The organism is Cupriavidus sp. P-10 (assembly GCF_003402535.2).
Classification (GTDB): Bacteria; Pseudomonadota; Gammaproteobacteria; order Burkholderiales; family Burkholderiaceae; genus Cupriavidus.
The window spans coordinates 764,744-777,867 of sequence record NZ_AP025172.1 but is presented as its reverse complement, the minus strand read 5'-3'; the positions used below and the strand labels follow the sequence as shown (position 1 = coordinate 777,867).

Annotated in this window: 11 protein-coding genes and 3 pseudogenes; 8 read left to right on the top strand and 6 right to left on the bottom strand. The window is 58.8% G+C overall.

Annotation, left to right across the window (positions count from 1 at the left end; genetic code table 11):
* Positions 1–210: 210 nt before the first annotated feature.
* Complete coding sequence (locus CTP10_RS33520) at positions 211–546, bottom strand: DUF3562 domain-containing protein (protein WP_116323306.1); 336 nt, start codon at positions 544–546, stop codon at positions 211–213.
* Between the two features lie 956 nt (positions 547–1,502).
* Here CTP10_RS33520 and CTP10_RS33515 point away from each other — a divergent pair.
* The 6 genes and pseudogenes from CTP10_RS33515 to CTP10_RS33490 form a co-directional block, all read left to right on the top strand.
* A complete protein-coding gene (locus tag CTP10_RS33515) occupies positions 1,503–1,760 on the top strand; it encodes a hypothetical protein (protein WP_147316317.1) in 258 nt (85 codons plus the stop codon).
* A 96-nt stretch (positions 1,761–1,856) separates the two neighbouring features.
* Positions 1,857–2,399 carry an ATP-dependent Clp protease proteolytic subunit gene (locus tag CTP10_RS33510; RefSeq protein ID WP_116323308.1) on the top strand — a complete coding sequence of 181 codons (543 nt, stop codon included), beginning with the start codon at positions 1,857–1,859 and terminating at the stop codon, positions 2,397–2,399.
* Between the two features lie 51 nt (positions 2,400–2,450).
* The gene (locus CTP10_RS33505) at positions 2,451–3,779 is read left to right on the top strand and encodes an IS4 family transposase (RefSeq protein WP_116323309.1); all 1,329 of its coding nucleotides are present in this window, start codon (positions 2,451–2,453) and stop codon (positions 3,777–3,779) included.
* 65 nt (positions 3,780–3,844) lie between these two features.
* Entirely contained in the window at positions 3,845–4,258 is a 414-nt protein-coding gene (locus CTP10_RS41195) for a lysozyme inhibitor LprI family protein (protein WP_116323310.1), read from the top strand.
* Positions 4,259–5,181: 923 nt separating this feature from the next.
* Positions 5,182–5,316: pseudogene (locus tag CTP10_RS33495) on the top strand (DUF1016 N-terminal domain-containing protein); the annotation flags it as partial.
* Between the two features lie 255 nt (positions 5,317–5,571).
* Positions 5,572–5,920: pseudogene (locus CTP10_RS33490) on the top strand (DUF1016 N-terminal domain-containing protein); the annotation flags it as partial.
* 30 nt (positions 5,921–5,950) lie between these two features.
* Here the strand turns inward: CTP10_RS33490 and CTP10_RS41380 are convergent.
* Positions 5,951–5,998, bottom strand: a pseudogene (locus CTP10_RS41380) (PDDEXK nuclease domain-containing protein); the annotation flags it as partial.
* Positions 5,999–6,005: 7 nt separating this feature from the next.
* Here CTP10_RS41380 and CTP10_RS41375 point away from each other — a divergent pair.
* Entirely contained in the window at positions 6,006–6,284 is a 279-nt protein-coding gene (locus CTP10_RS41375) for a PDDEXK nuclease domain-containing protein (RefSeq protein ID WP_116323313.1), read from the top strand.
* Between the two features lie 251 nt (positions 6,285–6,535).
* On the opposite strand, the gene CTP10_RS33480 is transcribed toward CTP10_RS41375, so the two are convergent.
* Positions 6,536–8,458, bottom strand: coding sequence for a PAS domain-containing hybrid sensor histidine kinase/response regulator (locus CTP10_RS33480; RefSeq protein ID WP_116323314.1), 1,923 nt, complete (start codon positions 8,456–8,458; stop codon positions 6,536–6,538).
* A gap of 157 nt (positions 8,459–8,615) precedes the next feature.
* Positions 8,616–10,637 (bottom strand): hybrid sensor histidine kinase/response regulator, encoded by a 2,022-nt coding sequence (locus CTP10_RS33475; protein WP_147316318.1) that lies wholly within the window; start codon positions 10,635–10,637, stop codon positions 8,616–8,618.
* A gap of 176 nt (positions 10,638–10,813) precedes the next feature.
* Here CTP10_RS33475 and CTP10_RS33470 point away from each other — a divergent pair, with 176 nt between their 5' ends.
* On the top strand, positions 10,814–11,251 hold the full coding sequence (locus CTP10_RS33470) for a hypothetical protein (protein WP_116323317.1): 438 nt from the start codon (positions 10,814–10,816) through the stop codon (positions 11,249–11,251).
* Positions 11,252–11,537: 286 nt separating this feature from the next.
* Here the strand turns inward: CTP10_RS33470 and CTP10_RS41370 are convergent, their stop codons facing one another.
* Together CTP10_RS41370 and CTP10_RS33460 are read right to left on the bottom strand one after the other, a co-directional pair.
* On the bottom strand, positions 11,538–12,242 hold the full coding sequence (locus CTP10_RS41370; RefSeq protein ID WP_442875264.1) for a flagellar brake protein: 705 nt from the start codon (positions 12,240–12,242) through the stop codon (positions 11,538–11,540).
* A gap of 271 nt (positions 12,243–12,513) precedes the next feature.
* Entirely contained in the window at positions 12,514–13,122 is a 609-nt protein-coding gene (locus CTP10_RS33460; RefSeq protein WP_116323319.1) for a glycine-rich domain-containing protein, read from the bottom strand.
* Positions 13,123–13,124: the final 2 nt, after the last annotated feature.

The window sequence follows — 13,124 nt, the reverse complement described above, 5'->3', positions numbered from 1 at the left end:
AGGGTGGCAATGGTTCGTGAGTGGCCGACGATCCCACGTCAGTGGCGGCGCGCGTCAAGCGTCCGCGCGGTCTTCTGCGCGGATGTCGCTTGATGGCTGGCTGCTGCCGTTGAGGCGGCACTGTTTCTAATAGCGACTTCGCGTATCCCTGGATGCCCCTTGACTCGGTGAAGGTCCGGGACGCGTGGCCAAGGGACATCGAGCCAGTCCTCAATAGCCGATGAAAGCCTGCGGTGCAATATTTGCATGAGGTTGCTTGCGCGGCGGGAAGCTTACGCCATCGTCAGGTGCGGCCGCCGGTGCCACCCGGGAGTCGATCCGCGTGGCCTCTGGATCGGGCGAGCTTTGATTCTTCCACTCGAAACTTTCTTGGCGAAGCATCGCAACTGCGCGCTTTGCGGCAAATAAGGATAGGTAAATATGAACTCGTGCATCCGCGCTGAGTTCTAGCAGCGCCGCGAGGTAGCATTCCTTCGCAACTTCGACAGGGAAGCCGGTCTTGAGCGAAATGCTCGCGACAACCTGGTCCTGGTCCTGTGCCCTCATAGCGCCCCTCTTCTTCGTGACACTTGCTCACGTTACCGACGCATAACTTCCTGAACTGCACCACCCATCAGGTCGGACAACAAATGTAGTCAAAATTTGAACCAATTGCTCGAACCAATGTGCTGCGGCAGGAAAGACACGGGACTGCACCGTGAGGGCGCTGTGGCGACGACTGCTCAGCGAAACCGAACAGTTCGTCATCCGACAATGCTAATGCTCGGTGCGTGTCTTCCGAGCTGAACTCTCCACGTTGTGAACTGGTTTGTCGGAGACGTGGTGTTGAACCCCGCAGCCCCGTTACCAAAGGATCCGATACTTTCTCGGAGCGGTATCGGAGAAATTCCGATCGGTCTGAGGCGCACTCGTGCCTAAATTTCGAGGCACTGACTCGCTGGCTGGGTGCACACTCGATTCGCTTCGGTCAATCTGGTGGAAGTAGGGAGAGGCCAGTCGGCCTGTGAGCGCAGACATCCGCCTCGCGGGGTGAGCTTTGTGCATTCTCGGCTCCTCGCTGCCCAGTTGCTGCGGGGCAGCATCGTTCCATGTGCTGGGAAGAAATACATGGAGCGGCTGGCCCGAGGGCGATGACGCCGCTACATTTCTTCTGACAAGACAGCGGTGGGGCGCCGGCGGATGACTTGTCTAGCCGGAATATTAGGATCGGCCAGAACAACTGTCCACGTGACGTTGCTGCTGGGGGCAAGTAACGGCAACTCGCACGGCGAGCTGTTCTAAGGTGCGCAGCAACTGATTACTCCGAGAAAGGCCCTCACCTGGCTACAGTATGCTAACGTCCAAGCTTACGACGGACGCAGGCAGCACCGGGCAGCAACCTGCCTCGTCACCATCCTGTCTGGGGGGCGATACCAGGCTATTGATCAATCCCAGGAAGAATGCTGAGCCGAAGTTCGCCCCGCGTGCTGGCGGACTCTATTGACGCCAGCAGGACGAATCCCATGATGGAAGGTCACAGGCGCGCCGGCTACTATGAGTTCAAGGCTTATACGCAGCCACTGAGCAACGGCAAGCACCAGGGTTTCGTGCTTGTCCGTCAACACACGTTGGTGGGAATGCAGCAGTCAGTCTTTCGTGCGGGACGGCCATCGATGGAGGAAGCGGATGCCTTTGCCTTGGCCGAAGCACGCGTCGACGATCTTATCGTTCTGATCGGCAGTGGCCGGCTGCCAAAGGCAACGCCGGTTCCCCCCGGCTGACAAACGGCGCCATACGGCCGTGCCCGGACTCGCGCAATTGCCAGTTGCGAGCTGTCGAGATGTTCTCAAGCAGTCTGACATTCCGAGGGAAAGTGTATGCGCAGCACTCCGCACCTAGCAGCCAGGATCGCGGTGGCGCAAAACCTGATCCACCGGATGCTTGCCTGGCTCTGTGTCGCTGTGCTTATGTTTCCCGGTTTGGTGCCGGGGATGGACTTCAAGATCTACTACCAACCCCAACTTAAGCTGAAAATGATTATCGGGGAGGGAAGAATTCAGAATGGCGATGCAGATAAGCTTCTCGCGCTCGCCAAAATGGCTGACCGTGATGACGAAGGACTTGTCACCCTTGTTTTAAATAGTCCGGGAGGAAATGTCGAGGCTGCTTTCCGAGTCGTCGATGCGATGGATGAAGTACGTGTCTATACAATAGTTCCGGATAATGGCAGGTGCGCGTCTGCTTGCGCTTCTATCCTGTTCGCCTCCGGGGAACGCCGAAGTTTTGTTGGTACTGGGCTGCTCGGCTTTCACAGTTGCTATCGGCGCGAAGGACGAACCTATACCGCATCCCCTTATACAGAAGTAGGACCGTCCCGGCAGCGGGGCACGGAGCCTCAGGCCGCGGAAATTTCGAGGTAAGGGGTTGTTAACTTCGCCAGACTCGCGTTTACTCTCGGATTTTGAGCAGCAATGAGCAACGAGTCGGGGGCATGGGTGGACGAGGAATTTGAGAGTCTGGATCTTGGCGATCCGCGGCGGGATCGGCGGGCCAAGGAATTGCTCAAGCGGTTTTCGGCCCTGCCTACGGCGAGCATTCCCGGTGCGTGCGATGACTGGTCGCAAACCATTGCGGCGTATCGGTTTCTCGGCAATGAGCAGATCGATTGGCGGGACGTGATGCAGCCGCATTGGGTGCGCACGGCGGAAAGAGTCGCGCAGTTTCCGGTGGTGCTGTGCATCGCTGATACGACCGAGCTAAACTTCAATGGCCAGGAAATGGAGGGGCTGGGGCCGCTGAGCTACGAAGCCCAGCGGGGCATGTTTTTGCACCCGACCTACGCGGTGACGCCTGACCGTGAACCGCTGGGGGTGATCGATGCCTGGATGTGGGCTCGGGAACCAAAGGACGCCGACGGCAACCGCGGCGGGATCAAGGAAAGCGTACGCTGGACTGAAGGGTATGAACGCGTTGCGGAGCAAGCCGCGCTATTGCCCCAGACACGGCTGGTGTATGTGACGGACCGCGAGGGTGATATTGCCGAGTTGATGGCGCGCGCCCAGGAACTTGGCCAACCGGCCGACTGGCTGATCCGCAGCCAACACAACCGCAATCTTGCTGAGGGCGGTAAGTTGTGGGATAGCGTCGACGCCAGCCCGGTACTCGGGGAAATCACCTTCATCTTGCCAGGGCGTGCAGGCCAGAAGGCGCGCGAGGTCAAACAGGAGCTACGCGCAAAACGCATGAGACTGCCCGGTTTGGATGGCCCTGCGCTCACCTGTATAGAGGCCAGGGAGATCGGAGCTCCCGCAGGCGTCAAGCCAGTGGTTTGGCGGCTGTTGACGAACCGAGAAGCGCAGGACGCCGATGCTGTCATCGAGCTCGTCGACTGGTACCGAGCCCGATGGGAAGTGGAGATGTTCTTCCATGTCCTGAAGACCGGCTGCAAGGTCGAAGCGCTACAGCTCTCGCATATGGACCGTGTGGAGCGGGCCTTGGCGCTGTACATGGTGGTGGCGTGGCGCATTGCCCGCTTGATGCGGTTGGGCAGAACCTGCCCGGATCTGGATGCGTCCCTGTTCTTCGACGCCGACGAGATTCGGGGGGCATACGTGCTCGCCAAGAAGGCCCGCCCGAAGACACCAGTCACACTAAATCAGATGATTCGGTTGGTTGCTTCCCTGGGTGGGTTCCTCGGGCGCAAGAGCGATGGCGAGCCCGGCGCTAAGACGATCTGGATCGGCATGCAGCGAACCATGGACGCCGCGCTCACCATTCAAGCACTGCGGGAAGAGTCATGACTTCTGTATAAGGAAATGCCTATACCGATGACTCGCTTTGCAACGAAATAATCGCGGCAAACGCAATGCAAAGAGGGGTCAGCCACGCAAGTATCAATCATTTCGTCAAGCAATATGGTGCGCGAGACATGGCATGGGTCGAGCGCGACGTCGCTTGTAAGTCGCTGCAAGGGCTCTGCAAGCCAGGGCTACTAGAAATTCAATACGAGACGAAGCTCGCGTTGATGAGAAGTCTTGATTGCAGCAAGCTAATATCTATTCAAACGCAGCTTGTTTGCGGGGATGCGGAACTTGCTCGAATTGATAGAACGTTGACAGAAATATATTATCAAAAGATAAAGTTATCGTCTGACAAGAGTCGGTTACGAGCGGATCAACGAGCATGGCTTCGCAATTCACGCAATGTGTGTGGTGATAAGGCTTGTCTACTTCGAAGCTATCATCGCCGCATCGATGAGCTAAAGCGGATGCGGTCATAATGACGTGTCGTTGACGCTGGCCATGCTCTACCGCCAGAGCGTGAGCGTCACCCGGCGCCGCAGCAAAACGGCGCTCCTGAGGGGCGCGCGACATGACGTGATCCCGCCTGCCCGAGCCTGGGAAGTGGAACGATGACGCCGCCTCTTTCGGGTGCGGCCAAAAGGGCCTGAAACGCGCACGACATGGAGACCGCGGCGCGCGTCAAGGTAGATGTCGCCTCATTCATGCAGCCAAACGCTGTATTTCGGCGTGCAACGGCCAGAATGCGTTCGCGCTCCTCAATGCTCAGCGCATGCGCGGGCGGGGGCCGCTCGGCCCCGGGGCGGCGGTCGCCGACCACCAAGCCATCGCGGGCCCCTTTCCAGTTAGGAGCGACGATCAAAGGACCAGACTAGCGAACTCCCCGGAATCCATCGCATAGCCGCAGGTCCGCGCAAGATTACGCATATCCCTACCTCACCATACCGCACCGAATTTCAGCAGGCGCACCAGAGGTGCCCTGTCCTGTCACGGGGAACTTTCATCGTAGACAAGGGGGAGGGATGAGAAAGGCAACGGCGGCGCTCGCCCGACCACGCGCACACGGTTCGCGGAATGCGCTTGTCCGCACACCGTGGCACCAATTGTCAAGCGGCTGGCACGTTATGCGAAGCCCGGATTGCCGTAATGCGCGATCGTTAAGGCGCGGCGCATAGTTGCTATGCGGCGCCCCTATCATGACCGCTATCTTCTTTATTCTCGGCGTTGTGTGCTGGCTCGCAATCATTCGGGATATGCTGATCTTGTACGCCACCAGCGGACTACCAAAGCAAGTGCGAGGGGAATTGACCGCGGCGAACCTAGTTCGACGCCATTGCCGCGCGGCTCCCTGTCAGGTCGCGTGCGATCGGTGGTCGGTCGGTGCCGGTTGTCTGGCGGCATAATGCCCCTGACTATTGCGCCGACCGAATCAGGGTGGGGCAAAAAAGTGGTTGATCGACTGGCCATAGACCTCCGCCAGGCGTTCCCGGACATGGCAGGTTTCTCGCCGCGCAATCTGATGTACATGCGACAAGCGCCGCCGCTACGCCTCATCTTCTAGCGAAGACTCCAATTGCTGTGCCGTCGGCAAGATGCCGAGAAGACTGTCTGGAAGGGTCTCTGTCAGGCGGACGGACTTTTTGGTGGAGCTCGGCGTGGGCTTCGCCTTTGTTGGAAGTCAGTACCATCTGAGCGTCGGGGTCCAGGACTCGGCATTCGCCGACGGTCTTGCCGGCATACAATCGCAGCGAGGCTTTGGCAACGAGGCTTGGCCCCGCTTCCCAACTGGAAGGCCGAGGCTTGGCCGGACGAAGCAATTGTGCAACAAGCTGTTGCACAATTGCCGTGGGTCACAACCTCAAGCGCCTTGAGATGTTGAGCGACGCGGAGACCCGCGCCTGGTATGCCCGAGCGGCTGTCGAGCATGGCTGGAGCCGTAATGTACTCGTTCACCAGATCGAGACGCGGCTCCACGAACGGCAGGGAGCAGCTTTGTCGAATTTTCCAAGCACCCCGCGCAGCAATCCGAACTGGCGCAGCAACTACTGAAGGATCCCTATCAGTTCGACTTCTTGACACTGGGCGCGACGGCACACGAGCGGGAGTTGGAACGAAGCCTGCTGGCTCTTCTGAAGGCTCTTACAGAGAATGAGGCCAATTGTTGGGCCATCCGATGCTTGACGGAGCTGCTCGTCAGCAACGGAAAGGTAAAAGTTCATCTGACATATTCCGCAACGCCTATGGGCTTCGTGGACTCTCTCAGCGCGTATTCGACAATCAGCCCGTTTTTGCGATCTGCTCTTCTATCACCTGAAACTTCGCTGTTTCATCGTGGTCGATCTCAAGATGGACGAGTTCAAATCGGAGAGACCGACTAGGCGACCAGTGCGTCAGGCGCAATGCGTCTCTGTGTTTATTCGGTCGTCTCTTGACGACCCATCTGAGACATCCCCAGCCGTTGGGGAAACGCCTTCACTCAAGTTCGGGTGCCAAGCGATACATTGAAGCAATGTGTGGTTCGCTCGCACCCAAAGATCGGACTCACCTAGCCAGTGGTGAAAGTCAGGGGCGACCATTGGCCCCAGAGAACTGGGGCGTTCGCGTGGCGCGGGGTGGACATCGGGCCTCCAAATCTCAATCTCGCGACAGTGGACAGCCCTTTTGGTTGGCGTGCTAGGCAGCACGCTGATGGCAAGCCTCATACGGCACCCCCTCCGCAAAGATAGAAAATCGCACCTATCCTACAGCCATCCTTGTCAGCGGGAGTTCGCACCCGGATGGTTTTCAGCCAAGCAATTCGTTAGCGTATCGATGTCGATTGGTTTGACCAGATGGCAATGAAAGCCAGTTTGTACGGTTCTCGTGCGCATATCGGCCTGACCAAAGCCTGTCAACGCCACGTAGCGCGTTTTCGCCAACTGCGGAAGTTTCCGCAACCTCGCAATGAGTTCGAAACCGTTCATGTCCGGCATTGCAAGGTCGAGCAGTGCGAAATCCGGGACGAACGAAGCGACGCATCGCAGGGCACACTCTCCGGTATTGGCCACTTTGACCTCGTGACCGAGCATCTCGAGCAGGAGTCGCAGGCTTTCTGCAGCGTCCTGATTGTCGTCGACAATCAGGAGCTTCCAATATTCGTGCTGACAATCGACTTCCTGCACTCGGATCGGTTTGTTCGGTAGATCGGCGGCTATCGGTATCCGTATGGTGAATGTGCTGCCCTGGCTGGCACCGCTGCTGGCAGCAGAAATTGCACCTCCGTGCATTTCAACGATATACCTGCTTAGGGACAGGCCGATACCCAAGCCACCGGTGGAGGTCATTCCCGGCTGTTGTTCCTGGACAAAGAGGTTGAAAATGTTGTCCAGCGACGTGCGCCCAATACCGCAACCCTCATCTTCCACTTCAATGACCAAGGTTCGGTCCTGCTCCCGTACTCGCAAAAATACGGTAGAGGAGGGGGGTGAAAACTTCGAGGCGTTCTGAAGGATATTTTGTAAAACTTGCGCCAATCGTGTCAGGTCGGCCAGGATGTGAGTCGTCGCTGTGTCCTTTTGGAGGAGCAGACGTTGGGCTTTGGCATGAAGGAAGGGCTCCGCCGCTTCGATGCTCAGGCTTATGATTTCATCCACAGCGACCAACTCTCTCCGCAATTCCATCTTTCCGGCAGCGATTCGGCCAATGTCAAGTAGATCGTCCACAAGGCGAGTCATATGACTCACTTGCCTCGATAAAATTGCGACGTTCTGCTGGACTAGGGCTTCGTGAGCGGGCATCCGTTCGAGCACGTTTGTCGCGGTTCTTATCGGTGCCAGAGGGTTTCTAAGCTCATGAGCCAACGTGGCCAGAAACTGGTTCATTCGGTGTGCCGAAGCTTCAAGCTCTTCCAGTTTTCGACGGTCAGTCATGTCGCATGTCACCTGGGCAAATCCCTTAAGGTCACCGCGTGCGTCATAGACAGACGAGAGTGTCACGGTCGCCCAGAACAACGATCCGTCCTTCCGTAGGCGCCAGCCTTCCTCATGGACGGTTCCCATGCGTGTGGCGGCCTCCAGGAACCGTTGCGGTTTGTTTGCAGCTCTGTCGTCCGCGGTATAAAGCGTTGAAAAATTCTCGCCGATGATCTGTGTAGCGGTATAGTGGTTGATGCGTTCGGCACCGTCGTTCCAACTGACGACGTTGCCCGAGGGGTCGAGCATGTAGATGGCGTAGCCCTTGACTGATTGCACCAGCAGCCGAAAGGTTTCTTCGCTGTGGCGCAGCGCTTCTGCGTCGAGCCTTTTCTGGGTAAGGTCTCGCGTAACTTTGGCGAATCCTATTAGTGCGCCATCGTCGTCTCGCAGGGCGGTGATAACGACGTTCGCCCAGAATCGGCTCTTGTCCTTTCGCACTCGCCATCCTTCGTCTTCCAGGCTTCCGTGCTCAGCGGCAAGCTCGAGTTCCTTGCTAGGCCAGTCCGAAGCAATCGCATCCGGCGTATAAAAAAGGGAGAAGTGCCGTCCCAATATTTCATCGGCAGCATAACCTTTGATGCGCATCGCCCCGCGGTTCCAACTCGCGACAAAGCCCCCCGGGTCCAGGGCAAAGATCGCATAGTCCGAAACGGTGTCCACCAGGCGAAGATAGAGGTCCGGCCGTGTGGCCAGCGCGGGAACTGGAGGTGGCGCTCGGGCGGGCATGATAGATACCGAGGATGGGAGGAAGTGATGTTCCACCTGCAAGAACTGGACCGAGCCATCCGAGACCGATTCGACGATTCCGAAACTGACGATACGCCATGACGCGCCAGCGGGGCGGCCACACCCCGTACGAAAGACACGCCTTTAAGGCGACGAATCATCGTCGATGTTTGGACGCGATCAACCGATTCAACTGGGCAAGGGCCGCAGGCTTGACCAAGTGGTGGTCAAAACCTGCCTGTCTTGCACGGCCAAGATGTTCTTCCCCGGCGTATCCGCTCAACGCGATCAGCAGGGTATCGGCAAAGTCGGGCATCGCGCGCAGTCGCCGGGCGACTTCGTGGCCGTCCATGGCCGGCAGCCCGATATCGAGCAGTATGACCTCCGGATGAAATTCCGCCGCGCTTTGCAAGGCGGACGGACCATCGCTCGCGATCTTCACCTCGTGCCCGTCGAGCCTGAGGACCATCGCTGTGCTCTCGGCTGCATCGGCGTTGTCGTCCACCACGAGGATCCGCTTCGGAGCGGCTTGGGGGACGGCTTCCACATCCTTGGTGGCGTCTTGTTGCGTGATTGCATGCGATAGCGCGGGAAACCGTACCACGAACGTGCTGCCCCGGCCCGGACCGCCGCTCGAAGCCTGCACAGTCCCGTGATGCAATTCAACCAGTTGGTGCACCAGTGCCAGACCCAGTCCGAGACCCGCGGACTTGCGGTCCAGCGAGCTGTCGCCCTGCACGAAGATGGTAAAGACGGTCGGCAAGAAGTCCGCTGTCATGCCGATGCCGTTGTCGGCAACCGTCAGCACCGCGTCGTCGCCATCGCGTACGACCGAGACTGCAATGCGTCCGCGAGGTGGCGTGTACTTGATGGCGTTGCCCAGCAAATTGGCCACGATCTGCTCGATCCGTATGGAATCGCCTTCGATCACCAGAGCCAACGACGCGGGCAAGGAAAGTACCAGTTGGTGCTGATGCACGTCGATTTCCGCGCGCATGGTGTCGACGACGTGTTGCACAATCTCGGCCAGATCGAGGGGCTTTGGATTGAGCTTGATGATGCCGTGCCTGATGCGCGATACATCCAGCAGATCATCAACCAGGCCGATCTCGTGATCCAGTTGGCGCCTGGCCGCCGCCCGCGCCCGCTGTTGTGTCTGCGGGTCAACATTCTCACGCCCCCAGATCTCGAGACCATTGCCGATTGCCGCCAGCGGATTGCGCAGTTCGTGGGCCAGCATGGCGAGAAACTCGTCCTTCTGGTGATCGGCCGTCTCGAGTCGGTCCACCGCGAGCTGATACTGGGTAATGTCTTCAATGGTCAGCAGGATCAGCTCATGCGCGCGCCCGCGGACGCGTGCGGCGTTCACGCGCATTGTGCGCGTCCCAATGTCTGGAAAATCATGCGTGAGCTCGAAATCCCGAATGACAGTCCGCTCGGGCAGCAACTTTTCGAGCAGCTCGCGCAGGCTGGGGATATTCCACTGTCCGTTACCCAGCGCGTAAAGGAGTGTGCCGATGGTATCGTCGGCGATGGTGTGAAAGGTGTGGTAGAAGGCGCGATTGGCCCGCGTCACCCGCAGGTTGGCTTCCAACACGAGCAACGGCTCGGACATGGTTTCGATGATCGCGTCGGCATAGTCACGTGCGCGGACAACCTCGCCGTGCAGGGTCTTGAGTTCGTGATTGCGATAGCGCAACTCGTCGTTGGTGGTCGACAGTTCCTCGTTCAGCGACTGGAGTTCCTCCTTGGCCGTTTCCAGTTCTTCGTTGGTGCTCTGGAATTCCTCGTTGCTCGAGAGCAGCTCTTCTTCGCTGGACTTAAGCTCTTCGCGCGCGCTTTCATGTTCTTCGAGCATGGTTCGAATCCGCACGCGCATCGCGCTCAGTTCGGCGTTCAGCCGTGCGATCTCCTCATCTCTGGCGTCGGCCCCATTGGCGGCAGCCTTGCGCCCCAGCCGTTGCCTCAACGTCTGCAACAGTAGCGTGCTGATTGTCGACCGCCTGCCCGCTGCCACGTCGTCCTCGGGTACTTCCGTGCTCTCGAAGAAGACCAGGAACCAGCGACCATCAACGCCGGTGGTCTGGACGGGATGCACTTCGAGGCGCGCAACGGTGGATCCGCCAGCGCTGCCGAGCCGCAACCCGGTCTTGCGTACGGCAATACCTTCCTGACGCACCTGCCGGATTGCCTCGCTGATGGCCAGGAAAACTTCTGGTCGTGCAAGGCGCTGGAGGTTGCTGACGGGAGGGCCGCTGGGGTTGACCAGGTAGGCCGAGGTATCGCCGCGATGCCAGCGGTAGTGCCCTGGTTGCCCGTCTGCGCGATCCCGGCGGTGTTGTAGTCGCCGACGGATTGGGCAATCTCCGCGCCCTGGCCGTAATTGCCCAGCTGGTTGATCGCGGCCGTGTTGTTGCTGCTGGCCTGGATGATATTGGCAAACTCATACTGGCCGTACGCCTGGCCGATGGCCGCCGTGTTGCTGTTGCCGTACTGTTCGGTCCTTGCCTGCTGGCCACCCGACAGTTCGAACGTCTGGCTGATGGCAGTCTGGTTGGCCTGGCCGTTTTGCACGAACGAGGCATTCTGCCCGTAGGTGCCGACCTGGCCGACGTTGGCGGTATTGGCGTACCCGTTCTGCGAGCTGGCGCCCACCACGTTGCCATCGCCAAGCTGGTTGACGTTGATGGCGCTGTAGGTAGACGTCTGCGTGATCGTGCCGGCGGGGTGCCGGCGGTGTTGTTGCTGCCGGTCTGGATCACCGTCACCGCGGAGCCATCGGAGGCGGACTGATCGATACTGGCAAGGTTGTTGTCACCGGCTTGCACCGTGGTGACGGCGCTGTTGTTTGCGAAGGCGGGTGCTGCAAAGGCGGCGAGAACGGCAGCTGCCAGAAGGCTCATTACCGTTTCTCTGCGGCGGAGCGTTGCCGAGAAGAGTCGTTGATCCCTCAGGCGTTTCCCGACACCATGGCGAACCGGATCACTGATCTAAATGAGCAATTTGAATAAGCTCTTGCGAGCAATTCAGCTTCAAGCGGTGTGAGGTTGACCCGCTTTTGCGAAGGCAGCGCTCAACATCATGCCCGGCGTGCGCGTTCGATTTGGTAGACCAGTCGCTGTAAGACGGTCTGCTGATGAAGTGGGAGCGAGACAAAGGCGCAGCCGAGTATGTGCATCACACTTCGACCCTGCCACTGCAAGCCGCATCCAGCTACCTGGAGCGTAAGATCTTGCAAGCGCTGCTGACCAAGTTCCAGCTTGCAGCCTCTCACTACCGTGCCGATTGGTAACCGACGGATGTCGCTTTCTTGCGCTCGCAGACCGAGGCCGGATTGTGACACGTCCCCAATTTCCAGTCTCAACCGCTCACCGTTCTGAAGTGGCAGGTCGCAGATAAACCGCAAAGAAGCCGGCACAGGTGCACGGGGATGCCGCCGACGTTCAGCACAGCGGATTCGCAGCGGGAAGGCAGCTGCCAACGCTTGTCTACCCTGAAAATTAATGACCTGCGGATCTTCTACCAAAAAAGCAGTCTCTGCGCCTCGCAATATGGTGGAGAAATCGAGTTGCCCCGAGGCAAGCAAAACTTCGCGCTCTGCATCGGTGCGGCAGCCATCGAAGACAAACGTTCTGTTCGCCGGGTCAACCTTCAGCAGCTTCGTGGTAATAGCGTAGCCACCGTGTACGCGTATTGTCACCTCACAACTGAGCCAAGCGAGATCCTGGAGCACGAGACTAACTAGGGAGGCGAGCGTTGATTCCGGATCGGCGCTTCGCCTCATTGCTACTTCTTCCCACATGGAAATAATGGCCGACTGCGGAACAGCCAGGTTCCTGCGGCGCGATTCAAGGTTCTTAAAGCCGGCTTAAAGTACTTTGGGTCAAAAGCCGATTACGGTGAAACTTCGTTCCTTGCCATCTGGGAGACGGCAGGGAGTTGCCCGTGCGTCATCATACACGGGCCCATGCCAGCCGCACTTCATCTCCACTGCGGCCACCGCGGCCTATGGAGGACTGCGGACCCAGCATGGGCAACCAACGATAGACCAGCCTTCAGCAAGCCACAGTCCGAGGCGATGTTAGCGCGCAATAGGCCGGCCGGGGGGCGAGCGCGCGACCTTGAGAGACGAGATCGTCAGTCCCCGCTAGCCTTGCACAGTAGGCGGCATCCTGCCGTTCGGCCATGCGCGCGCAGTACGCGGCATTCGTCTCCTTGGCCATGCGCGCACAATACGCGGCGTTGTCCGTCGCGGCGCGAGCGCAGTAAGCCGAGGAGGTGAGAGGGCTGCCGAACTCGCGCATGTTCAGCGCATCGCTGGTCGCTGCCATTGCCATCAGACGAGCCTCGTCTTCCGGGCCATCAATACCAACATAGGGATCGTGATGCAGGATGTATCCGAAGATGCGGACGCAGTCATCGGCATAGCGCCTGGTATCCAGGATATGGGCATGCCAGAACGCATCGACCAATTCGCTGGGCACCGCCGGCGTTTCCGGATACTTCGCGGCCAGCTTCAGAAACTGACGGTAGCCGCCCTCGGCCTCCTCCAAGGATTCCATCGTCCAGTCACGATGCTGCTGATGCAGCAGCTTAGCCTTCATCCTCGAAAAATTGAGCGTGTCGATGGCTTCCCACATGGATTGCACGGTACGGTCTTGCATGA